This window comes from Kitasatospora sp. NPDC022856, from assembly GCF_055561235.1.
The window spans coordinates 23943-46575 of sequence record NZ_JBVHHE010000025.1 but is presented as its reverse complement, the minus strand read 5'-3'; the positions used below and the strand labels follow the sequence as shown (position 1 = coordinate 46575).

The 22633-nt window shown below is 74.9% G+C and carries 19 protein-coding genes; 7 read left to right on the top strand and 12 right to left on the bottom strand.

Going from position 1 to position 22633, the window contains the following annotated elements; genetic code table 11:
* Window positions 1-210: 210 nt before the first annotated feature.
* Entirely contained in the window at window positions 211-1692 is a 1482-nt protein-coding gene (locus ACZ34W_RS27530; RefSeq protein ID WP_465607896.1) for a HAMP domain-containing sensor histidine kinase, read from the bottom strand.
* Complete coding sequence (locus tag ACZ34W_RS27525) at window positions 1685-2362, bottom strand: response regulator transcription factor (RefSeq protein WP_329491643.1); 678 nt, start codon at window positions 2360-2362, stop codon at window positions 1685-1687. The genes ACZ34W_RS27530 and ACZ34W_RS27525 overlap by 8 nt, the downstream gene beginning before the upstream one ends.
* 141 nt (window positions 2363-2503) lie before the next feature.
* Here ACZ34W_RS27525 and ACZ34W_RS27520 point away from each other — a divergent pair, with 141 nt between their 5' ends.
* The 4 genes from ACZ34W_RS27520 (at window position 2504) to ACZ34W_RS27505 (ending at window position 4696) form a co-directional block, all read left to right on the top strand.
* A complete protein-coding gene (locus ACZ34W_RS27520) occupies window positions 2504-2659 on the top strand; it encodes a hypothetical protein (RefSeq protein WP_465607894.1) in 156 nt (51 codons plus the stop codon).
* Between the two features lie 107 nt (window positions 2660-2766).
* Window positions 2767-3417, top strand: coding sequence for a DedA family protein (locus tag ACZ34W_RS27515; protein ID WP_465607892.1), 651 nt, complete (start codon window positions 2767-2769; stop codon window positions 3415-3417).
* Complete coding sequence (locus ACZ34W_RS27510; protein WP_329491641.1) at window positions 3414-4031, top strand: phosphatase PAP2 family protein; 618 nt, start codon at window positions 3414-3416, stop codon at window positions 4029-4031. The genes ACZ34W_RS27515 and ACZ34W_RS27510 overlap by 4 nt, the downstream gene beginning before the upstream one ends.
* Window positions 4028-4696 (top strand): phosphatase PAP2 family protein, encoded by a 669-nt coding sequence (locus tag ACZ34W_RS27505; RefSeq protein ID WP_465607890.1) that lies wholly within the window; start codon window positions 4028-4030, stop codon window positions 4694-4696. The genes ACZ34W_RS27510 and ACZ34W_RS27505 overlap by 4 nt, the downstream gene beginning before the upstream one ends.
* Before the next feature lie 364 nt (window positions 4697-5060).
* Here the strand turns inward: ACZ34W_RS27505 and ACZ34W_RS27500 are convergent, their stop codons facing one another.
* Entirely contained in the window at window positions 5061-6305 is a 1245-nt protein-coding gene (locus ACZ34W_RS27500) for a glycoside hydrolase family 16 protein (RefSeq protein WP_465607888.1), read from the bottom strand.
* 382 nt (window positions 6306-6687) lie between these two features.
* Complete coding sequence (locus ACZ34W_RS27495; RefSeq protein WP_465607886.1) at window positions 6688-8535, bottom strand: phospholipid carrier-dependent glycosyltransferase; 1848 nt, start codon at window positions 8533-8535, stop codon at window positions 6688-6690.
* 1032 nt (window positions 8536-9567) lie between these two features.
* Here ACZ34W_RS27495 and ACZ34W_RS27490 point away from each other — a divergent pair.
* Together ACZ34W_RS27490 and ACZ34W_RS27485 are read left to right on the top strand one after the other, a co-directional pair.
* Window positions 9568-10764, top strand: a complete 1197-nt coding sequence (locus ACZ34W_RS27490; RefSeq protein ID WP_465607884.1) for an NAD(P)/FAD-dependent oxidoreductase — start codon at window positions 9568-9570, stop codon at window positions 10762-10764.
* Window positions 10761-11678: an RNA polymerase sigma-70 factor gene (locus ACZ34W_RS27485; protein WP_465607882.1), complete on the top strand. Its 918-nt coding sequence runs from the start codon at window positions 10761-10763 to the stop codon at window positions 11676-11678. Before ACZ34W_RS27490 ends, ACZ34W_RS27485 begins: the two co-directional genes overlap by 4 nt.
* Before the next feature lie 162 nt (window positions 11679-11840).
* Here ACZ34W_RS27485 and ACZ34W_RS27480 read toward each other — a convergent pair whose 3' ends face one another.
* The 5 genes from ACZ34W_RS27480 to ACZ34W_RS27460 all read right to left on the bottom strand — a co-directional run bounded on the left by ACZ34W_RS27480 (window position 11841) and on the right by ACZ34W_RS27460 (window position 18895).
* Complete coding sequence (locus tag ACZ34W_RS27480) at window positions 11841-12356, bottom strand: hypothetical protein (RefSeq protein WP_465607880.1); 516 nt, start codon at window positions 12354-12356, stop codon at window positions 11841-11843.
* Between the two features lie 315 nt (window positions 12357-12671).
* Window positions 12672-13148, bottom strand: coding sequence for a hypothetical protein (locus ACZ34W_RS27475; protein WP_329491633.1), 477 nt, complete (start codon window positions 13146-13148; stop codon window positions 12672-12674).
* 171 nt (window positions 13149-13319) lie between these two features.
* Window positions 13320-14759 carry an oxygenase MpaB family protein gene (locus tag ACZ34W_RS27470; protein WP_465607984.1) on the bottom strand — a complete coding sequence of 480 codons (1440 nt, stop codon included), beginning with the start codon at window positions 14757-14759 and terminating at the stop codon, window positions 13320-13322.
* Window positions 14760-14887: 128 nt separating this feature from the next.
* Window positions 14888-15577, bottom strand: coding sequence for a polyprenyl diphosphate synthase (uppS, locus tag ACZ34W_RS27465; protein ID WP_465607982.1), 690 nt, complete (start codon window positions 15575-15577; stop codon window positions 14888-14890).
* A 585-nt stretch (window positions 15578-16162) separates the two neighbouring features.
* Entirely contained in the window at window positions 16163-18895 is a 2733-nt protein-coding gene (locus tag ACZ34W_RS27460; RefSeq protein ID WP_465607878.1) for a DUF7824 domain-containing protein, read from the bottom strand.
* A gap of 321 nt (window positions 18896-19216) precedes the next feature.
* Between ACZ34W_RS27460 and ACZ34W_RS27455 the strand changes: the two genes are divergently transcribed.
* Window positions 19217-19396 (top strand): hypothetical protein, encoded by a 180-nt coding sequence (locus ACZ34W_RS27455; RefSeq protein ID WP_465607876.1) that lies wholly within the window; start codon window positions 19217-19219, stop codon window positions 19394-19396.
* A 26-nt stretch (window positions 19397-19422) separates the two neighbouring features.
* Here ACZ34W_RS27455 and ACZ34W_RS27450 read toward each other — a convergent pair whose 3' ends face one another.
* From ACZ34W_RS27450 to ACZ34W_RS27440, 3 genes are all read right to left on the bottom strand, one after another.
* Window positions 19423-19677 carry a hypothetical protein gene (locus ACZ34W_RS27450; protein ID WP_329491630.1) on the bottom strand — a complete coding sequence of 85 codons (255 nt, stop codon included), beginning with the start codon at window positions 19675-19677 and terminating at the stop codon, window positions 19423-19425.
* The gene (locus tag ACZ34W_RS27445) at window positions 19674-20834 is read right to left on the bottom strand and encodes an inorganic phosphate transporter (RefSeq protein ID WP_465607874.1); all 1161 of its coding nucleotides are present in this window, start codon (window positions 20832-20834) and stop codon (window positions 19674-19676) included. Before ACZ34W_RS27445 ends, ACZ34W_RS27450 begins: the two co-directional genes overlap by 4 nt.
* A 369-nt stretch (window positions 20835-21203) precedes the next feature.
* Window positions 21204-22379: a C40 family peptidase gene (locus ACZ34W_RS27440; protein WP_465607872.1), complete on the bottom strand. Its 1176-nt coding sequence runs from the start codon at window positions 22377-22379 to the stop codon at window positions 21204-21206.
* Between the last annotated feature and the right edge of the window lie 254 nt (window positions 22380-22633).

Genomic DNA, 22633 nt, shown 5'->3' with positions numbered 1-22633 from the left:
CGGATGTCCCGTGCCCGATGTTTCCTCCCAGTTCAGAGGCATGATCATCCACCCAGGTCGGCGGTCGGCAGGACTCCCGGCGGTTCCGACCACTGGGGCGACCACGCGCCTCGCGCGCGCGGCACCGAGGCTCACCGCCCGCGCCGGCCGGAGATCGTCCGGTCGCGTCGCCAGCTGGAGGGGTCTGCCGCCGGCCGGCCTTCGGGGCGGCTACGCAGGCCGTCGTGCCCCGGGCTCCGGGCTCGCGCCGGGCAGCCGGGTGCGGAACGTGGTGGTGTCCGGTGTGTCGAGGACGGTGAGGGTGCCGCCGTGGACGGTGGCGATGTCACGTGCGATGGACAGGCCGAGGCCGGAGCCGCCGTCGTCGCGGCTGCGGGCGTCGTCGAGGCGGGTGAACCGCTCGAAGATCCGCTCCCGGTCGGCGGGGTCGATCCGGGGGCCGTCGTTGCTCACGTCCAGAACGGCGCACCCGGTGGCGCTGTCCTCGAACAGGCGCACGGTGACGCGGTGTCGGGCGTGGCGTCGGGCGTTGTCGAGGAGGTTGGTCAGCAGGCGCCCGAGCCACAGGGCGTTGCCCGGGACGGTGATCTCGTCCGGGGCGTCGAGGACGACCGGGTGGGGCTGGGGTCCGTAGGCCCGCGCGGTGGTGCGGACGAGTTCGGTGAGGCGGACCGGCTCGTCGGGGTGGTGGTGGCCGCCGGCGTCGAGACGGGCCAGGAGCAGGAGGTCGGTGGCGAGCGACTGGAGCCGTTCGGTGTCCTGGAGCGCGCCGGCCACCAGGTCGGCGCGCACCTCGGCGTCGGGGTGGGTGAGCGCCACCTCCAGCTGGGTCCGCAGCACGGCGAGGGGACTGCGGAGCTCGTGGGAGGCGTCGGCGATGAAGCGGCGCTGTCGGGTGCCGGCCGCCTCCAGGCGTTCGAGCATGGCGTTCATGGTGCCGGCGAGGCGGGCGATCTCGTCGTCGCTGCGCGGGTCGGGAACGCGCCGGTCGAGGTCCCGGTCGCCGATGGCGGCCACCTCGGCGCGGATCGCCTCGACCGGCCGCAGGGCGCGGCCGGTCGCCCGCCAGGTGAGGGCGCCGACGGTGAGCAGCAGGACGGTGCTCAGGGCGGCGAGGGCGCCCGTGGTGAGGTCCTCGGCGGCGTCCGCGGTGCGCAGGGAGGCCCCGACATGGACGGTGGCGGGCCCGGTGGGGGTGGCGGCGGTGACCGTGGTGACGCGCTGGTGGTGCTCGTCGCCCAGGGCGCCGAGGTTGAAGGTGTCGTGGCCCTCCCGGTGGCCGGCGGGGGTGAGTGGCGGGTGGCCGGCCAGGTTCTGGCTGGCGGCGACCACCGTGCCGTTCGCGTCGACGACCTGGATGAAGTCGGTGCCGTGGTCGAGCGGCAAGGGGTTGCCGAGGTGCCCGTCGGTGGCGAGCCGGGCGACGGCCTGGGCCTGTTCGCGGGCGCCGGTCTCCACGGTGCGTTCCAGGTTGACGCGCAGCAGGAGGATGACGGCGGCCGAGGCGACGGCGAGGACGACGGCGACGCTGAGGCAGGCGGCGGCGGTGGTCCGGGTGCGGACCGAGCGCGGGGCCAGGCGGTCCAGGAGGGCCACCGTGCGGGGGTGGCCGAGGAGCCTGCCGAGGGCGGTGCGTGCCCGGCGGTAGGCGGCGGGCCGGCGGGGTGCGGGGCCGGCGGTCGGGTCAGCCACCGTCGGCCGCCAGGCGGTAGCCGGTGCCGCGGACCGTCTGCACCGAGGCCCTGCCGAAGGGGGTATCGATCTTGCGGCGCAGCGCGCTGACGTGCACCTCGACGGTGTTGGGGTCGCTGTCGAGGGCGCTGTCCCAGACGGCGTCGAGGATCTCGCGCTTGGAGACGGCCTCGCCGGCCCGGCGGGCGAGGTGGTCCAGGACGGCGAACTCGCGGGGTGTGAGCGCGATGGCGGTGCCGGCCCGGGTGCAGGTACGGGCGGCGGAGTCGACCACGAGGTCGCCCAGGACGGTGCGCCGGGGTGCGCGGCTGCCGATCCGGCGGGCGAGGGCCTTGAGGCGGGCGACGAGGACGACGAAGGAGAACGGCTTGGACAGGTAGTCGTCGGCTCCGGTGTCCAGGGCTTCGGCCTCGTCCCACTCGCCGTCCTTGGCGGTCAGCATCAGGATGCCGGCGTCGCTGCCGGCGGCCCGCAGCCGCGCGCACACCCGGTACCCGTTGAGACCGGGCAGCATGATGTCGAGCACGATCACGTCGTAGGCCTGGTCCATGGCCTTGGCCAGGCCCGAGAGGCCGTCGTGGGTGATGTCGACGGTGAACCCCTCGGCGGTCAGCCCGTGCTGCAGCGCCAGGGCCAGTCGGCGCTCGTCCTCCACCACCAGTACTCGCATGCCCCCAGGGTGGCAGGTCCGCGGACCGGGCGGCTGAAGGTGCCTTCAGGTCTTCAGCTGTCCTTCAGCAACGCCCGGTCATGCTGGCCGTACCGTCCGGGCGCAGGTCCCGGGCCTTGTCACAGGATCGGGGTGGGCGCAGTGAGCGTGCCCGGAGGCGGGACGCGGTCGCCGCAGGAGCCGGGCGGCGGCCGGGGCCGGCAGGCCGTGGTCCTCGGCCCGGACGGTGTCCGGCACCTGGTGACCGTCGACGGGGCCACCGGCACGGTCACCGGCAACGCGGTCCTGGGCGGCTGATCCACCGGGTCGGCGCGGCCGGGCCGCGCGCGGAGACACCGCAACCGCGCTCCGGCCGCGGCCGCCCCGACTGGCTCGAACAGCTCCCTCTGGAAAGGCGCAACCCCGTGACGCTCTCCTCATCCGCCCTGCTGGCCGTCAATCCGCTGGACGCGAGTTCCCTTCTCGGCGCGTTCGGCGCCCTGGGCATCGCCGTGGTCCTCTTCGCGGAGACCGGTCTGCTGATCGGCTTCTTCCTGCCGGGTGACTCCCTGCTGTTCACCGCGGGCCTGCTGTGCACCACCGGCTCGCACAGCGGACCGCACCTCGACCTGGCCCAGGTCCTGAGCGCGTCCGCCGTCGGGGCCCTCGCGGGTGCCCAGGTCGGCTACGTCATCGGGCGGCGCGGTGGCAACGCGCTGCTCGCCCGCTCCCGCAACAGACGGCTGCACGAGGGAGCTCTGCGGGCCGAGGAACTCCTCACCCGCTACGGCCACGGCAAGGCCGTGGTCCTCGCCCGGTTCGTCCCCGTGGTCCGCACCGTGCTCAACCCGTTGGCCGGAGCCCTGGGGGTCGACCTCCGCACCTTCACGATCTGGCAGACCGTGGGTGGCCTCGTCTGGACCTTCGGTCTCGTCCTGGCGGGCTACGCGCTCGGCTCGTCGGTGCCCGATGTCGACCACTACCTCCTGCCGATCGTCGGCGTCGTCATCGCGGTCTCCCTGCTGCCCCTCGTGCTCGAAGTCCTCCGCTCGCGCCGCCGCCGGGAAGCCCGATGACGGCCGCCGCCACCGCGCTCGCCCTCGACGGCCGCCCGATCGACGCCGGCCTGTACCTGCGCGCCGACCACTGGGCCCAGCACCTTCCCGCTCCCGCCCGGGAGGTGATCACCGCGTTCTCCGCCTACGGGCTGGGACTTCTGGCCGTCCTGTTGCTCTGGGCCTGGTGGCGCGCCCGCGCCGACGACGGCGCCGCCATGGCCCGGGCTCTCGGCGCGCCGCTGGTGGTCACCGCCGTGTTCGCCGCCGACACCGTCCTCAAGACCCTGCTGCACGAGCCACGGCCGTGCCAGGTCCTCGACGCCGGCACCACGCTGGAGGCGTGCCCCGGCACCGGGGACTGGTCGCTGCCGAGCAACCACACCGTCATCGTGTTCGCCGGCGCCGCCGTACTGTGGCAGGTCAGCCGCCGCATCGGCGCGCTCGCGCTGCTCTTGGCCGCCGCGATGGGCGCCTCCCGGGTGCTGGTCGGCGTCCACTACCCGCACGATGTCGCGTTGGGCGCGCTGGTGGGCGTCTGCGCCGGATACGGGCTCGGCCTCCTGGCCGGGCGGGGCGGGGGCGTGGTGGACCGGGCCCGGTCGGGCGGCGCGCACCGATGGCTCACCGCGTGACCGGCCGCCGACGGCCCGCCGTCCTCGCCGGGAGCTGGGCGGCGTTCGCCGTGCTGGCGGCCGTACTCGCCGCGCACGACTGGACACCCTTCCCGTTCGAACGGACCGCCGTCGACTGGAGCGTCGCGCACCGCCCGCCCGTCGCCGAGACGGTGGCCCTCGCCGTCACCTCGCTCGGCACGGGTGTCGCGCCCTACCTCCTGGTGCTGGCCGCGGGCCTCGTCACCCTGCGCGCCTCCCCCGCCCCCCGGTCCCGCCGTGCGACCGCCGGGACCGTGCTCGCCCCCGTGCTCTGCCTGGCCGCGGGCCAGTTGCTGCGCCAGGGCCTGATGCACGCCTTCGGCCGCCCCCGGCCGCCGCGGACCGACTGGGCGTTCACCGCCTCCGGATTCGCCTTCCCGTCCGGACACGCCTTCACCTCCGCGCTCTGCGCGGGCCTGCTCGCCCTCGCCGTCGCCCGCGCCCACCCCCGGGCGGCCCGGGCCGCCGTCGTGACCGCGGCCCTGTTCGCGGGCTCGATCGGCCTCAGCCGCATCTACCTCGGGGTGCACTGGCCCCTGGACGTCCTCGGCGCCTGGCTCCTCGCCGCCGGCTGCCTGGCCGCCGCCTCGATCGTTCCGCGTCCCCCGACGCGATCGAGGGCTCCCGCGCCCGAAGTCCCGTAGCGGCCGGCCCAGCCTGCGCACGGCTCGACGGGAAACCCCGCCGTGCGGCGGTTGCACACCACAACCGCACCGCTCGGACGGCGACCGCCCCCGGCCCGGCCGGGTCGCCCGGTCCGGGCTCCTGATCCACCGAGGTCCCGCGCTTCCCCCGGAGCGCGGGGCCTCGGTCGCACCCGCGGGGAGCCGGTTTCCGGTTCCCCGCCTCGGTCGGCCACGGACGCGCACCTGGTCCGGCCCGGTCGACCGGCGGCCGTTCGGGCCCCGGAGGCCGAACGGGGATCCGACGACGCGGACGCTCCGGGAACGGCGGTGGCCCGACCCCGGGAGGTCGGGCCACCGCCGTACTGTGCTGCTGGACGGCAGGTCAGTGCTGCCAGACCCGCACGTAGTCGACCTGCATGTCGGCCGGCGTCGCCGACGGACCGCCGCCGGACCAGACGGCGTTGTTCAGGATCAGGTACTGCGGCGACGAGCTGATGCCGGTGGTGATCTGTCCGACCTGCTTGCCGTCGTAGAAGTAGGTCACCGAACCCGGCTTCCACTCGGCGCCGTAGGTGTGCCAGCCGCTGTAGTTGCCCGTGGCGCAGCCGCCGGGGCCGCCGGACGGCGAGTGGTAGTGGTAGCAGGCCTGGCCGCCCAGGCCCTCCATGACGTCCATCTCGCCGTCGGCCGGCCAGTTGTGACCGTCCGTCCAGAACGCCGGCCAGTTGGCGATCTGCGAGCCGTCGGCGGGCAGGTAGATCCGTGCCTCGAAGGCGCCGTAGGTGAACTCCGCCTTGCCGTTGGAGGAGAGCATGCCGGAGCGGTACGGGTAGGTCTTGCCGTTCACCACGGTCGGCTGCTGGGCGATGTTCAGGTGCAGCGAGCCGCCGCTGACGGTGGACTGCGACGGGGCGTAGGCCGCCAGCTCGATGTCGGGGTTGACCGGCTGCGTGGTGCAGGTCTGGCAGCCGAACCAGTTGGGCGTCCACTTGGCGCTGTCGACGGTGCTGCCGTTGAACTCGTCCGCGAACACCGGGCGCCAGCTGCCCGCGATGCCCAGCGGACCGCCGGTGGGGGTCGGCGTCGGAGTCGGGGTAGGGGTGGGCGTGGGGGTCGGGGTGGGCGTGGGCGTCGGCGTCGGCGTCGGCGTCGGCGTCGGCGTCGGCGTCACGGTGCCGCCGCTCGACGTGAAGCTGTGGACCGGCGTCAGGTTGTGCCAGCCGTCCGAGGCCTGGTAGGCGACGAAATAGGTGTACGAGCCGCTGGGGAAGGTCCGGCTCTTCGGCGTGACGGTGGTCTGCCGGGTGCCCAGCGTGGTGGCGACGGCCCCGGGGAAGTCGTAGTTGGCGCCGCTCGCCGAGCGCACCGCGATGGTCAGGCTCTGCAGTTTGAGCCGCTTGTTCGCGTGCACCTTGGCGGTGGCGGTCACGGCCGAGTCCGGCGCGGGCGAGGTCGGCGTGATGCCGAGCGAGTCGACGGTGACCGGGCTGGTGGCCGCCTCGGACTGCACCGCCCAGGTCGCGGTGCCGGCGGTCACGGCCGCGGCCGCGAGTCCGGCGACGGTCAGCCGCTTCCACGCCGTCGGCGCGCCCCGGCGGTGTCGGGCGTTGTTTCGCAGGGTTCTCATGCTGTGGCAGTACCTTTCCTGCCCCCCTGGAGAGCCGCGGGCCCCGTCCGCGGCAGGAGCGGAGGAGAGCCCGTCGAGGGTGGAGCTTGTGCGAACGGACGCGTCCTTCGCAAGCCGCGGAGCCCGGGCCCACCCCGTGCAGGCACCTGGGGCGACGGCCTGCCCACGGGCGAACCAGCAGGTCAGCGCGGGTGTGAGGGCCACCTGCGGGAACACCTGTGAGGTGCGGCACAGGTGACCGGGGCCACACGGGGCGTCCGCTCGGCCGGACCGCGCCGTCCGCTCGGCGGACCCCGTCGGCCCGCCCGGCCGACCCGGTCGCGCGGTCGGCCCGGCGGGCGACGGGCATGGGCGCCAGCCGACGGCCGACGGGCGCCCGCGGTCAGGACTTGCGCCAGAGCGCCCAGCCCTGCGCCCGGTTCTCCTTCGCGACGTACCACTCGGCGGGGTGCTCCGGCCAGTACCCGTCGGTGGCCTTGCCCTCCGGGGCCGCCGGGGTGACCAGGACGGTCGCCTCCGCGGGGACGGGCTGCCAGCGCGGGTCGCGGTACCAGACCCGGCCCCGGTAGACCTCGAAGGCCTGGGCGTTGCGCAGACCCCCGTCGAGGTCCCAGGCCAGGACCACGTTGTCCGTGGGCTTGATCCCGGAGGCCTTGGTGAAGCCGGTCGCCAGCGGCTTGCGGTAGTTCGCGTGCGGGTAGCTGACCTGTTCGGTGATGGTGGCGGTGGCGAAGCCGGCGAACAGCGCGAGGGAGAGTCCGATCGCCCAGAGCACCCGGCGCCCGCCCGCGGCCAGGAACAGGACCACCGCGCCCAGGACGACGAAGGCGGCGACGGACGAGCGCATGACGTTCAGCCGCATCCAGTCGGTGGCCAGGAAGGTGACGTCCGGCAGGGCCCAGCCGATGAACAGCTTGGTGGTCAGCGCCGAGCCCGCGGACCAGACGACCAGCTTGCCGAGGAGCACCGTGAGGCCGACCGTGACGGCCGCCGTGGCGGCGAGCCGGCGGCGGCCGAGCCGGGAGAGCACGGCGGCGCCGACGACGAAGGCCGCCGGGACCAGGAACGAGAGGTAGCGGGCGTAGACCCAGTCGTCGACCCGCCCGTCGTCCGGCAGGGCGGCGGCGGAGGCGAGCGCGGTGCCGACCAGCAGGGCCGCCAGCACCCCGCCGACGATCCGGTCCGGCCGCGGGAATCGGCCGCTGAAGAGCGCGAACAGGCAGACCACGACCGCCAGGCCGCCGATGCCCCAGGTGGAGACGGTGAAGTACCAGATCTGCCCGGCCACCCGGGTCAGCGTCATCCCGGTCTTGTCGGGGTCGGTGAGGCCCTTCCAGAGGTAGCCGCCGACGTCGCTCGGCTCGACGGTGAACTGGCGGTCGAGCCACCAGGACAGCGCCTTGACCCCCACCACGCCGACGCCCAGGGAGCCGAGGCCGACCAGCGTGGTGCGGCACGGGGCCCAGCGCAGCACCAGGACGCCGACGAGGACCACTCCGGTGAGCGCCACCACCACGCCGCCGCGGTCGTGCACGGCCATCGTGTACGCGGCGGCCGCGCCGGTGCCGGCCGCGTACCAGGAGCGGTGCTTGACCGGGCCCTCGCTCAGCCAGCCGTGCAGGCAGAGCAGCCAGGCCAGGATCAGCACCGGCAGCACGGTGTCCGACATGACGAACTCGGAGTAGAAGATCACCGGCGGCAGCAGCGCGGTGGCCCCGGCGAACACGTACGCCAGCAGCCGGCGCAGGCCCAGCCGGCGCAGCGCCAGGTAGGCCAGCGGGAAGACCAGCGCGTTCAGCAGCGCGTTGATCCCCATGATCAGGTGATAGGCCGTGACCGGGTCGTCGGCGATCCGGAACGCCGGGGAGACCAGCAGCGGGTAGCCGCCCGGGATCACCACGCCGACCGGCATCTCGGTGGTCGGCCGGCCCGCCAGCACGCGGGCGAGGACCAGGTAGGAGTCCTCGTCAGGGTGCACCGAGGGGTAGCTCAGGTGCCGGACGAGCACCAGGCGGAAGAGGACCTCGACCGCGTATCCGGCCACCAGGACCGCCGGCCAGAACCAGCGCCGGCCGCGGGCCACCTCGAACCGCAGCGCCACCAGGCCCAACAGGCCTGACAGGCCGTCGGCGGGACGGGCGGGCCCGGCGGTCTCCGTGGCACCGGCCCGGCCCGCGTCGGGGACGGCGGGCCGCGGCAGGGTCTGCGGCTGCGTGGAGCGTTGTGTCATGCAGCTACATATATAGGCTACCGACATATAATGTCCAGAAGAGCAACCCGCCGCGGCGGCGGACCCCGGAGCACCGGACGCCGGCGGGGCGTTCGGGTGCGCACCGACGGTCCGGGCGCTCCGGCACGAGTCGGCGGAGCGCCCGAGGACACCAGGAAGAACGAAACGGAGCCGCACTCCGGTTCAGCCCCGGCCCTTCGTAAGGCGGCGGCGAGGACACCCCACCGGGGTGACGCCCGCCGCCGTCGTCGCCGGGGCACCCTGACCCCGGCGACGGGCAGACCCCCCGTCTGCCCTTGGTGGCCGCGTAGGCGGTCTCGGTGGCGAAACCCCAACCCGGGGCGGCGTCCCACGGGATGTCCAGCTCGTCGTCGGTGGCGTAGACGTAGCCGGCGCCGCGAGTGAAGGCCGTGTCCAGGGTGGCGCGCACGGCGGTCGCGTCCGGGGTGTCGTACACCAGGCGCCAGAACGCCGTACCACTGGGAGGCCGGTGGTCGGCGGTCCCGAGGCAGTCGTCCACGGTGGCCCGGACCACGGCCTGCGGCAGCGTGCCGTGGGCCGTGTCGACGTAGCCCAGGACCCGGGTGTGGCCGCCGCACCCGGAGGCGGCCGGCTCCGTGCCCCACGCCCCCTCCGCCCGGCCCGGGCGGGCCGAGCGCCCCCATTCCTACCGGGCCGATCCCGCTCGGGCGGCCAACTTCGAAAGAACACAGGGAAGTTAGTGGACACCTCCGGAGCTCCTCCGAAAGCCGGCGCCGGACCGACGGTGGGCACGGCCGGGCGGCGTGCGGAGGGACCGGAGCCGCCGCCGACCTGCGGGTCCCGCCGTTCCCAGGGTCCCCCGCGACGCCGAGTCGATCATGGTTGAATGCTCTGCGTCGCGGCACTCGGGGGGCTTGTGCCGCGCCCCCGCGCCCTCCTCCCGGCGATGTGACGCGGGTCACTTCGGCCCCGTGTCACGAACGGGAGGGCAGCTCGCGTCTGGTGGTTGTCCGCACGGCGGGAACGACCGACACGAAGGCGACGATGACGATGACGAACACGACAGCAACAAGGCAGCACGAGGTCCTGGTCCTGGGAGCCGGCTACGCCGGACTCTCCGCGGCGATCCAGCTCGCGGCCCGCACCCGCAAGCGCGCGGATCTGCGGGTGACGCTGGTCAACCCCGACGAGCACTTCACCGAGCGGCTCCGGCTGCACATGACCGCCACCGGCCAGCAGACGGCCGCGATGAGCATCCCGGAGCTGCTGGACGGCACCGGTGCGACCTTCGTCCGCGGCTGGGTCACCGCCGTGGACGCCGGGGCGAAGACCGTCCGGATCGACGACGACCGGGTCCTGCGCTACGACACCCTGGTCTACGGCCTGGGCAGCGTCGCCGACACCGACGCCGTCCCCGGCGTGGACGACCACGCCCACACCCTCAACAGCCCGCAGGACGCCGCGCTCCTCGCCGACCGGCTGGCCCGGCTCGGCGGCGGGACCGTCGTGGTCGGCGGCAGCGGCCTCACCGGCGTGGAGGCCGCGGCGGAGATCGCCGAGCGGTACCCGGAGCTCCGGGTGGAGCTGCTGGGCCGTCAGGAGCCGGGCGCGACCATGCACCCGAAGGCCAAGGCCCACCTGGACGCGGCGCTCGCCCGGCTCGGTGTGCGGGTGCGCGGCGGCGTCGAGGTGGCCAAGGTCCTGCCGGACGGCGTCGAACTCGCGGACGGCACCGTCCTCCCCGCGGACGCGGTGCTGTGGACCAGCGGCACCCGCGTCTCCCCGCTGGCCGCCGCCGCCGGCCTGACCGTCGACGAGCGCGGCCGCGTGGTCACCGACCCGGCCCTGCGCTCGGTCTCCCACCCGGACGTCTACGCCGTGGGCGACGCGGCGGCGGTCCGCCAGGGCTACGGCGTGATGCACGGGACCTGCCAGAGCGGCATGCCCACCGGCGTGCACGCGGCCCTCTCGATCCTGCGGGTCCTGGCCGGCAAGGAGCCCAAGCCCTTCCGCTTCGGCTACTACCACACACCCGTCAGCCTGGGCCGGCACGACGCCGTCGTCCAGTTCACCCACCCCGACGACACCCCGCGCCGGCTCGTGCTGACCGGCAAGCGGGCCGCGAAGTACAAGGAGACGGTCAGCGCCGCGCCGTGGCCGACCTTCGCCCGCATGAAGAAGATGCCCGCCTCGGGCGCGTTCTGGCCGCACGGCGGCCGCTACACCAGGATCCGGAGCGCCAAGTGACCCAGCCGCGACAGGACGACACCGACCAGCTCGTCTTCCAGCAGTACCGCACCCTGCTCTTCTCCGTCGCCTACCGCCTCCTCGGCACCGCCGCCGATGCCGAGGACGTGGTCCAGGACGCCTGGCTCAAGTGGTCGGCGGCCGACCGCTCCCAGGTCGCCGACCCCAAGGCCTACCTGGCCCGGATCGTCTCCAACCTGGCGATGGAGCGGCTCCGGTCGACCCGCCACCAGCGCGAGACCTACGTCGGCCCGTGGCTCCCCGAGCCGATCCTCACCCTCCCGGACACCGCCGAGGACATCGCCGCGGCCGACTCGGTCTCGATGGCCCTGCTGGTCGTCCTGGAGACGCTGAGCCCGCTGGAGCGCGCGGTGTTCGTCCTGAAGGAGGTCTTCGCCTTCAGCTACGCGGAGATCGCCGAGGCGGTGGAGCGCTCGGAGCCGGCCGTGCGCCAGGCGGGGCACCGCGCCCGCGAGCACGTCCAGGCCCGCCGGCCGCGCTTCACGGCGGACCCCGCCCGCCGACGCGACGTCACCGAGCGGTTCTTCGCGGCGACGTCGGGCGGCGACATCAACACCCTCATGGAGCTGCTCTCCCCGGACGTGACGCTGTGGACCGACGGCGGCGGCAAGGTCCGCCAGGCCCTCAAGCCGGTCGTCGGCCTGGAGACGGTGGCCCGCTGGTTCGCCGCGCTCGGCAGCGTGACCTATCAGGGCATCGAGCCCGGGCAGATGCGGGCGGAGCTCACCTCGATCAACGGCGGCCCGGGCCTGGTCTTCCGCGGCCCGGACCGCGTGGTCGCCACGCTGACCTTCGAGTTCGACCCCGAAGGGCGGATCTCGACGATCCACAACGTGGCCAACCCGGACAAGCTCCGCGCCGTCGGCGACGGCACCCGCCACGACCTGCGCTGAGCCGCCGTGGGTCGCCGGCGCTCTCCGGGCCCCGCGCTCCCGGTCTGCGACCTCACTGTCACGGGGGCGGTACCGGGCACGGGCCGGGCGGGTGCGCGAGCGGCCGCCAGGGCGGTGCCCACGTCGTGGACCCCGCCCCCGGACGGCCGACGAGGCCGCGGACTACCAGCCGCCGGAGGTGGTGTGGAAGCCGCCGGAGGTGGCGGCCGTGTCGGCGGTTCGGGTCGACGGGAGGTCGGAGCCGGAGGTGCTGATCCGGGCGGCGCCCCGGCCCGGGGCCTCCTGGCGGCCGGCCGACTCGGTACCGGCCCACCGGGGCGCGGGGGCGGACGCGGGGGCCGCCGGGGGGCGCGGGTCCTCCCGGTCGATCCGCAGGACGAGGCTGCGGCCGCCGGGGTAGCCGCTCCGGTCGCGGTCGGTGCACCGGACCACCTGGCTGTGGGTGCCGCCACGCTCCTCCCAGCGGCCCACGACGGCGCGGATGCTGGGCCCCCAGACGCCGTCGTGCTCGTGCTCGACGGAGAGCTCCCAGTCCGCGGCATCGATCAGCTCGCTGGCACCGACGACGCCCGGCACCACGACGGTGCCGCCGCCCCGGACGGTCGCCACGGCCCGTTGCGGCCGGTCGGCCTGCACGCCGGTCACCGTGATCCGGTGGGCGCCTCGGTACTTCGGCATCTGTCACTCCCGCGGGCTGGTTCGACTGTTCCGTACTCCTCCTCCCTTGAACGGCCGGCGACCGGGCCAGGGTTCGCCGCCGGGCCGATGCCGGGCCGGTTCCCGGCGCGGGGCACGGGTGAGGAGCAGGGGTGAGGAGCAGGGAGCGGGCCGGGGAGAGGAGGCGCGGCCGGCGGAAGTGGGCTGCGCCGCAGCGGAGTTCCGTCGCCGCCGGTCGCCCCGACCGCGGCGACGCGCGTTCGTCGGGCTCCCGCGGCACCGCGGTCCGGCCGGTCGGTGGGGGCAGGCCGGGCCCGCCCCCACCGGAGGCCGGGGTCAGTAGACCAGGATGTCCCAGTGGTTGCCCTCGTTGCAGTAGAGGTTGCCCGACGCGGCCTTCCACTGCGGGTAGCCGTCACCCCGGTAGCCGATGTAGGTGAAGGAGTTCTGGACGTAGGCGTCGATGCAGGAGTTGCGGGAGATGTCGACCTTGTAGCCGTTGTAGTGGCTGTACGTTCCGGAGGCGTGGCCCACCTCGGTGCCGCCCGTGATGTTGATGGCGCAGCCGCTGGACTGCTTAAGGGTGATGATCGTGCTCACCGTGCCGGAGTTGATCTGCTCGAACGACGTGCAGGTGGAGTTGGACCGGGTGGTACAGCCGCCACTGGAACTCCACGTGATGCCGGCGTTCCTGAACTGACCGGCGGCGGTCGACTGCGAGACCTTGGTGCCACTGGCGCCGGCCGTGGGCGCCGTGACGGCGAGCCCGGCCAGGGCCAGGGCGATGACGGTGGCTGCGGTGCGGGGCTTCATCTGCGTCTCCCGGTGAGGGCGCTGAACCTCGGACCGGGCCAGGATGGCCCCGGCGCCCTCTATGCGAGTAGACCCCGTGCTGTGAATTTCCCGTGACGGCGGCGTGACCGGGTCGCCCCGAGCGCCGCCGCCGTGCCCGCCGACGTCCCCCACCTCACCGCCCCGGCCGGATCACGCCTGGGCGAGCAGCGGGTCGTAGGCCGTGGAGCGCTGACGGCCCGCCATGAAGGCGAGGAAGTCCTTGATGAACGCGGCCCGCGTGTACGTCCCGTTCGAGTCGAGCAGTTCGCGGTGGAAGCCGGTGCGGAAGAGCGCGCGGTACTCGTCCGCGTCGATGCTCTGGTTGCCGTCGGCATCGGTCACGTCGAACAGCACCTCGGCGACCCGGATCAGGGCGGGGCCGGCGAGGGAGGGGACCGCCTCCGCGTACTCCTGCCGGCTGACCCGGCCGTCGCCGTCCGTGTCGAGCGTCGACTGGAGCTCACGCCACCAGGCGGCATAGGCGTCGTAGAGCCTGGTCTCCTCCGGCTCGTCCAGGTCGAGGCGGCCGGACAGCTCCCGTGCCATGGCCGCCAGGTCGGGCCAGTCCAGGTAGCCGTTCCCGGTCTGGTCCAGCACGGCGTCGAAGAACTCCTCGGCGCCGCGCCGCCCGGCACCCGCCCGCGCCGACCGCCCCGACGGCCTCCCGGCGCCGGGCCGCCCGGGCTCGTCCGGGAGCGGGGTGACCAGTCGCAGCAGGGCACCGAACCGCTTCATCCCGTCGCCCACGGCGGCCAGCGCCCTGGCCCGGGGGTCGTCGCTGTCGGGTGACAGCGAGATCAGGTCGAGGAGGTTGTCGGCGGTGACCCAGCCGTCCGGCAGCAGGCGCGCCGAACCGAGGGCCAGGTAGGCGGCCTGGCTCAGGGCCTGGGCGCCGGGGACCTCGGTCAGTCCGGCCCGCCTGCGGAACGTCTCCGGCAGGGAGGCCACCGTGACCACCCCGATCGCCGGCCCGGCGAGGGCCCGGCCGGCCGCCCACAGCGTCGGCACGCCCTCCAGCAGAGGAGGCGCCGGAAGGTGGTCGAAGAGGTGGTACAGGATGGTGCGCAGCGCCTCGGTGTTCTCCAGCTCCTCCTCGACCACCCGGTCGTAGTACGGCCAGAAGTCCCTTAGTGAGGCGGGGAGTTGGCCGGAGGAGTCGCCCAGCAGCGCCTGGAAGGCCAGGAACTGCGCGTACAGCTCCTCCATCGCGGCCTGGTCGAGCGGCCGCCCGCTCCAGCGGAACATGGTGACGGCGCTCTCGAACATCGTGGCGACCACCCACGCGCGGGCCGCCGGGTCCATCGCGTCGTAGGGCCGGTTCGCCGCGTCGGTGCCGCTCATCCGCGCGTGCATCCGGTTGAGCCGGGCCACCTCCCGGTCCCGGGCCGCCTCGTCCGCACCGGTCACGCGCTGCAGGCTTCGCAGGGTGTTGGCCATCCGGCGCCAGGGGTGGGTGAGGAAGGTGGAGCTGTCGACCAGGGCCGCACCGATCTGCGGGTGGGCGGCTTCCAGGACCGTCGCCCGGATCATGGCCACGGCCCAGCACGGGTCGTCGAAGAGGCGGTGGAACCGCGTGCCCGGGCCGAACAGCGGTCCGGGCCGCGCGGTGGACCCGGCTCCGGGAGTGGGTCCGGGTGTGGGAGTGGCCCCGGCTGTGGGGGTGGCTCCGCTTCCGGGGGCGGTGTGCTCGCCCTCCGGGTGGTCGTCGGTCGTCCGGGTCACGGTCCGGCCTCTCCATTCGTGTCGGCCGCCACCCCGCCGAAGCGGCGGTGGCGTCGCTGATAGGTGTTCAGGCACTCCAGGAAGTGCGTCGCCCGGAAGTCGGGCCAGAGCACCGGCGGGAAGATCCACTCGGCGTAGGCGACCTGCCAGAGCATGAAGTTCGAGATGCGCTGCTCCCCGGAGGTCCGGATGACCAGGTCCACGTCGGGGGTGTCGGGGAACGGCAGGTGGGCCGCGAAGACCTCCTCGTCGAGGGTCTCGGCCGCCGCACCGCTGCGGATCAGCGAGCGCGCGGCCTCGACGATGTCCCGGCGCCCGCCGTGGTCGAACGCCACGGTCAGTGTCATGCCCCGGTTGCGGCTGGTGAGCGTCGTCAGGTCCGCGAAGTCGCGGGCCAGTGCGGCCGGGATCCGAGGATCCGCGCCGCCGAGGAAGCGGCAGCGGATCCCGCGCGCGTGCAACAGCGGAGCGTGCTTGCGCACGACCCGGCGCACCAGGTGCAGGAGGTAGTCGACCTCCTCGCCGGGGCGGCTCCAGTTCTCGGTGGAGAACGCGTACAGGCTGAGCCACCGGACGCCGGACGCCCGGGCCGCCTCGATGACGTCGATCACCGTCGCCTCGGCCGCGCGGTGACCGGAGGTGCGGGGCAGATCGCGCCGTGCCGCCCAGCGGCCGTTCCCGTCCATCACACAGGCGACGTGACGTGGCACCGGGGCCGAGCGCTCCCCTGCGGCCGGCCGGGGCACGGCCGCTCCCCCGGGCGGCGCGAGACCTCCGAAGACCTGCTCCACCACCACTGCCGCCCCCTCCGCTCGCCGCCGGCCCGCGCTCGCCGCGAGGCCGTCATGAGCGTGCCGGGGCCCGGGCCGTACTGTCCGGCGATCGGGCGATCTTCACCCGATCCGGTGACGGCGGGGCCTCCCGCCACCGCCTGCGGCACCGGAGGCCGAAGGGTGGCCCGGGTGCTCAGAGGTCCGGACCGGCCTCCAGCTGCCGGGTCGGTCGCCCTCGGCCGCCCGGCGGCGTACGCCGGGCCGGCCCGGGACGGACCGGCGTACGCCGGACTGCGAGGTGATGACCGGACGGGCCGTCAATTCGCCTGGATCGAGGCCGCCGCCCCCCGGTGGGCGAACCGGCGGAGCCGGCGTACTTCCAGCCGGTGATGACGGTCGCACCGGTGGACCCGGGCGGTGCGGACCGCGAAGCGGTGCGGTGGACGACGACGGCGCGCGCCGGCGCCTGGACCGGGCCGTCGACAGCCCGCGCGGCCGTCACCCCGTCAGGATTGCGGCCAGTCGGGCCGATTCCGCCCGGACGCGAGCCGGCGCCCCCGCGGCGCTCAGGGCGTCGAGGGCCGGGAGCGCCTCACGGATGCCCTCGGCCACCGCGCACTCGGCGGCGAGTACCAGCGCGTCGGCCAGTCCTCGCCGGCCGGGCTCGGTGGCGAACTCGGTGATCACGGCCGTGAGCACGGCCCAGGTCGTCCGGCCCGCACCGGTGCGGGCGGCCTCGGCCAGGACGGGCAGGACCCGGTTCGGCTTGGCCACGGACAGCCTCCAGAGTGCCGCGATCCATCCGCCCAGCAGATCCGGCCGGAGCCGGCCCTGGGCGCCCGCCGCCAGCAGGAAGTCCAGCGCGGCGGTGCGGTTCTCCGCCCGGGACGCGGTCAGCCCGTAGGCGAGCAGGAGGTGGCACACCGGTCCGAACTCGCCCGGCACCTCCGCGAGCCGGGGCAGCAGGGGGTTCGGCTCCCGGGGACCGGGCGCGTCCACCCGGAACACCGCGCCCGGGACGCCGTGCGCCGCGACGGCCTCCGGGTGCCACGGCGCCACCCAGGCGAACTGGACGAGCTCGATGGCCGGCGTCGACGGAACGTCCACGAACCGGGCGTACTCGGCGGGGTCGGGGACGGCGTGGAGGAGGCCGGTGACGCCTTCGGGTGCCGGCGCGGCCTCGGGGGCACACGGTGCGATGCGCACGACCGGAGCAGGGGCCCGGCCGACGCCGTTGAGCCGCTCGGGCATGTTCGCGGTCTGGGTGTGGAACCCCCGGGGTGCGGGCGGAGCGACGTCCGGCGGCAGCTCGCAGCCGAGCCCGGCGGCCGCGGCGCGGACGGCCGGCAGCGCGGGCGGGGCCACCCGGAGCAACGCCTGGGCCAGGTCGGCGGGTGAGGGGCGGGCACCGGCGGTCCGGTACGCGGCGAGCCGGTCGAGCAGCACGGCCGGGTCGATCGTGCCGTCGCCGGCCGTGGGCGTGGCGAGCAGCAGCGGCACCGGCGCCTCCGTGACCGAACACGCCGCCTCGTGCACGCGCACCGCGGTGACCACACCGAGGGTGCGCATGAAGTCGGGCATCCCCAGCAGCACGGCCAGGCTCGCCCGGGGCGCCTGCGGCCGGCCGGTCAGGGCGTCGAGCAGGACACCGAGCGCTCCGCCGACCTGACGGAGGGGCGGGAACCGGTCCGGGTTCGCGGCGCGCCGTGCGGCGAGCGGGGCCAGCGCGGCCCGGAGCGCGGCGGCGTCACGGTGGTGCTCCGCCACCAGGGCGGCGAGCACCACCTCGAACTCACCCGGGTCGGGCACCCGGTCGGCCATCAGGGCGCTCAGCCGCTCGGCGGTGTCGAGCGGCCCCGCGGGTGCGGCGGGCAGTTCGGCGCACGCCACGCGTACCGCCGCGACCGGCGCGTCCGACTGCGGCTCCGCGGGCGGGGCGGGGATCTCCAGCAGGCGGTGGGCGTCGGGCCGCAGGGCGGGTCCGAGATCGGCGGCCGCGGCGCGCACGGCCCCGGCGACGGCGGGTGCGGCGTGCGACAGGTGACGGGCGACGAGACGCAGCGCCTGCTCCTGGACCGCGGGGAGCGGATGGGTGAAAGCCACGGCGACGGCGGGCAGCAGGCCGTCGGCCCCGGCCGGGTCGCGGCGCAGCGCGGCGTCGACCCGGCCCAGCTGGACGGTGGCGAGGCCCTTCTCCGGGCGGGCCAGGACGGCGCCCGTGAGTTCGACGAACAGCTCGGCCGGCAGCCGCTCCGCCACGGAGACCAGCGCCGCCTGGGCGGCCTTGGCGGCGCCCGGCGCACCGTCGGCGGCCAGCCGGACGTGGTCCCCGGCCCGGGCGAGGATCTCGTCGGCGTCGAGGGCCAGCACCGCGTACAGCCGCAGGAATCCGCGCAGGTTGCCGGGCCGGTCGCCGCGCAGCAGTCGGCCCAGGCAGAGGTCGATCAGTTCGGCGCGGTCGAACAGTCCCTCGGCCGCCACGACGGCGAGCGACTCGGCCCAGCCGCAGGTCGACAGCGCCTCGGTGAACTCGGCCCCGGCGTCCGGGACTTCGAACGCTCGACGGGTGAACTCGGCGAGCCGGGGCTGCGCCCGCAGCCAGGAGAGCAGCGAGTGGTGGTGCGGCACCGGTTCGCGCAGGCCCTGGTCGGCGAGCCACTCGCCGATCTCCCGGTGGTGGGAGCCCATCAGCCGGCCCTCGCGGAGCCACCCGATCACGTAGCCGTCGGTGGTGGGGGGTTCGGCGCCGGACCGGAGGGCGAGGCCCTGGGTGATCCGCCACCGGGCGGCGTCGCCACGTGCGGGCAGCCATGCGGCGAGCCGGCCCGCGAGTTCGCGGTGGAACGCCGCGTCCCGGTGCGGCGCGAGCAGGGTCAGCAGGACGGTGTGGTGGTCGGGGCTGCTGGAGCCGCCGCCCGGCCGCGGCCAGGTGACGTCGAGGAGGCGGCGGGAGGTGAGCCACTCCAACGCCTCGGCCGGGGTGGCGGCAGCGAGGATCCCGGCCAACTGCAGTGCGGCGAGCTGGTCGTACGCGGTGGAGTACCGGCCCCGGTCGCCCGACGAGAGTTCGCGCACCAGCTCGGTGCGGAGCTTGCGCAACGGGGTCCGCAGATGGCGCAGCTCACCGGCGGGCACCGGCCGGAGCCGGTCGATCACCCCCTGCGGGATCCGCGCGGCGATGAGCGCGCGCGTCTCCTCCCAGCTGATCGACTCGCTCGTACGGTCGGTCACGACGTCCCCCATCCGGTCCGGCTGATGGTCGTCAACCTAACCCGGCACACCGACAACACCGCGGGCGCGACGGCCGCCGGCCCCGGCGGCCACCCCCTCGTCGAGCAGCACCCCCACCCCGGCGCACCGTTCGCCCGGACGGTTGCGGGGCGCCGCCGGGTGCACGGCCCGTCCCGGCCACTCCGACGACCGGGCTCGTCCGAACCGGCGGGGGCACGACTCGGTCCACCACCGCCCGTTCCGTGCCGGAAGGTGGTAGCCGGTCGGACCGTCGATCCGCCCGCACCGGGCCTGTCAGTGCCCCGGAGTAGGTTGCGACGCATGAGCCCAGTGAACTCCGAGGCTGCCCGTCAGCCGGCCGGCACCCGTCCCCGTTGTCCCGCCGTCGGCCCGGCGCGCGGCGCCGAGGGGCACCGGCGCGACGCCCGCGCCACCGTCGAGGTCCTTCCGCTGTGGGCCGCCCCCTGGTCCCTCACCGCGCGGGCCCCGGCGGCGGGGTGACGCTCCCTCGCCCGCGGCACGGCCGTTCAGCTGTGGTTGACGATGACGAAGATGCCCCAGGCGATCGCGGCGAGCACGGTGGCGAAGCAGAGTACGGCCACGGCGTAGCCGACCGGTCCGACGGCGGCCGGGGGCCCGGTCACGGCAGACCGCCCGGCGGGGCGGGCCGACGGGTTGAGGGCGCGCAGGCCGAGGGCGAACAGGGCCGGCAGGCCGGCTCCGGCGACGAGGCCCACCACGACGATCCCCCACAGTGCGTCGAGGTTGATCCAGGAGTTCACGAGGCCACCTCGCCGGCGTCCGGGGCCGGGACCAGCGAACCGGTCCAGGCCTCGTTGACGTTCTCCGGCGTCACCGCCACGGCCGGCCGGCGGGAGGCCGCGAAGAAGGCGATCGAGGCCAGGACCAGCACGATGAAGATCACTACGACGCCGATGGTCCCGCCGATCCCGTGGGCGGCCCAGTAGGTCGCGGCGCCGACCGTCGCGGAGGCCGGCAGGGTGAGCAGCCAGGCCACCGCCATGCGGCGGGCGGTGTTCCAGCGCACCACGGCGCCCTTGCGGCCGACCCCGGCGCCCAGGATCGACCCGGTGGCCACATGGGTGGTGGACAGCGAGTAGCCGAAGTCGGTGGAGGAGAGGATCACCGCCGCCGAGGCCGACTCGGCGGCCATGCCCTGCGGCGACTCGATCTCGATGAGTCCCTTGCCCAGCATCCGGATGACCCGCCAGCCGCCGAGGTAGGTGCCCAGGGCGATGGCCATCGCGCAGGAGGTGATCACCCAGATCGGGGAGGTGGCGCCGGCCTGGAGGGTGCCGTTGGCGATCAGGGCCAGGGTGATGACGCCCATGGTCTTCTGCGCGTCGTTGGTGCCGTGGGCGAGCGAGACCATCGAGGCCGAACCGATCTGGCCGATCCGGAAGCCGTGGTCGCGCGGGCCCTGGGAGACGTCGCGGGTGAGCCGGTAGACGAGGTGGGTGCCGACCACCGCGACCGTCCCGGCGATGAACGGCGACAGGGTGGCGGGCACGATCACCTTGGAGACCAACCCCTGCCACTTGACGGCCGAGACCCCGACCGCCGCCATCGTCGCCCCGACCACGCCGCCGATGAGCGCGTGCGAGGAACTGGAGGGGATGCCGAGGTACCAGGTGGTCAGGTTCCACAGGATGCTGCCGGCCAGTCCCGCGAAGACCACCACCAGGGTCACGTCGGCGCTGTCGACCAGGCCGCTCGCGATGGTCGCCGCGACGGCGGTCGACAGGAACGCGCCGACCAGGTTCAGCGCCGCCGAGAGGGCGACCGCCACGCGCGGGCGTAGGGCGCCGGTGACGATCGAGGTCGCCATGGCGTTGCCGGTGTCGTGGAATCCGTTGGTGAAGTCGAAACCCAGCGCGGTGGTGACCACCAGGGCCAGGACCGCGTCGTTGCCCGTCACGGAGCCGAACCTAGCTTCCGGCCCGGACGGACCGGCCGTGGACGAGCCCGGCGCGCCGGGGTTTCGACCGGACGGGGCCCGGCGGCACGCCGTCGCCGGGCCACCGGGCGCAAAAGCACGGCCGGGCCGGCGTCGCCCTCCTCGGGTGATCACCCCACGGGGCTGCCGGTTGCTGCGGGACGGGCCCGTTCCTCCGGCGGTCCTGCCCGTCGGTGCGGACACGGCTTCGCCGTGGCCCCGCTGTCCCTCCCCGAGGAGCGCGCCGACGGCGCCCCGCCGGGGCAGCGCCTCGCTACGGCGTTGCCCGCGGGCGGCCGGCCCGTGGCGCCGGGGGCGGTACCGAGGCACGGCCGCCCCGGCCACCGCGGCTCAAGCCGGGCGGACCGCGCCCATGTACGGCATCACGCTGATCGGGAGGACCTCGACGTTCTTCCCCTTGCGCGGAGCGTGGATCATCTTGCCGTCGCCGATGTAGAGGCCCACGTGGTGGATGTCGTCGTAGAAGAAGACGAGGTCACCGGGCTGGAGGTCGCCCCGGGCGACGTGCGGGCCGGACTTCCACTGGTCCTGGGATATCCGGGGGAGCTTGACGCCGGCCGCGCGGTAGGCGGCGCCGGTGAGGCCTGAGCAGTCGAAGGAGTTCGGTCCCGTGGAGCTCCACTCGTAGGGCTTGCCGAGCTGGGCGGTGGCGAACTTGACGACGTCGGCGGCCCGGCCGCCCGCGCTCGCCGGAGCGGGTCCGGCGGCGGCTCCGGCAGGGGCTTCGGCAGCGGCTCCGGCAGGGGCGGCTCCCGCCGGGGTGGCTCCGGCGGCCGGGCGCGTCGCGGGTGCCGTGGCGGCGGCCTGCGCGGGCCGCTCGGCGGCGCGCGCGGCGCGGTCGGCCGCAGCGGCCTGCTGGGCGGCGGCCTTGGCCTTCTCGGCGCTCTCCTGGGCGTTGATCCTGGCCCGGTCCTCGGCGCTGAGCTTGTTGAGCAGGGCCTCGGCCTCGGCGAGCTTGGCCTGGATCTGCTTCTTCTCCTCGCCCAGCGACGCGCCCGCGGCGTCGAGTCGGGCGAGCATCGCGGTGGCCTCGGCGCGGTCCTGGTCGAGCTTGCGCTGCGCGTCGCGGGCCTGCTTCAGCAACGCGGCCTGGCTGTCGGCGACCTGGTTCTGCACGGCCGCGCGCTCCAGGTAGCCGGCCGGGTCGGAGTCGAGCATCAGCTGGACGCCCGGGCCGATGCCGTTGCTGCGGTACTGCTCACCGGCCACCGCGCCGAGCGAGGTGCGCAGTTCGTTGAGCGAGTCCTGGCCGCGGGCGACCTTGTCCTGGATGCGGTTGGCGTCGGCCTGGAGCGACTGCCGCTTCTCCTGGAACCCGTTGTAACGCTCGATGGCCTGCTCGGCCTCCCCGTTGAGCCTGTCCACCTGCTCCTTGACGGAGGCCAGGGTGGGCGCCGGCTCGGCGTGCGCCGTCCCGGCGGCGAGCACCGCGCCGCCGGCCACGGCCGTGGTGAGGACAGCGAGGCGGGCCCGGCTCGGACGGCTGGGTTTGCGGTGATTTCCCATGGCGGCGGGCTCCTTCGGGGGACGGAACGTCGAGAACGGTGCTCCACGGCCGTTCCCTCTACAGCACTTGGAACGAGGGGTTCCGCCACTTCGGTTCGATGGATGCCGTCGTTCTGGTCCGCCGGCCTGGGCCGCCCGACCGTCCACGGAGCCACGGCCGGTCGCCGTCCGGAGGACCGGAGCGTCGCCGACCGTCGTCCGAAGCGACCGTCGGGCGCGGCCCGTTCGGGCCGCCGTCGCCGTGAGGGTCGACC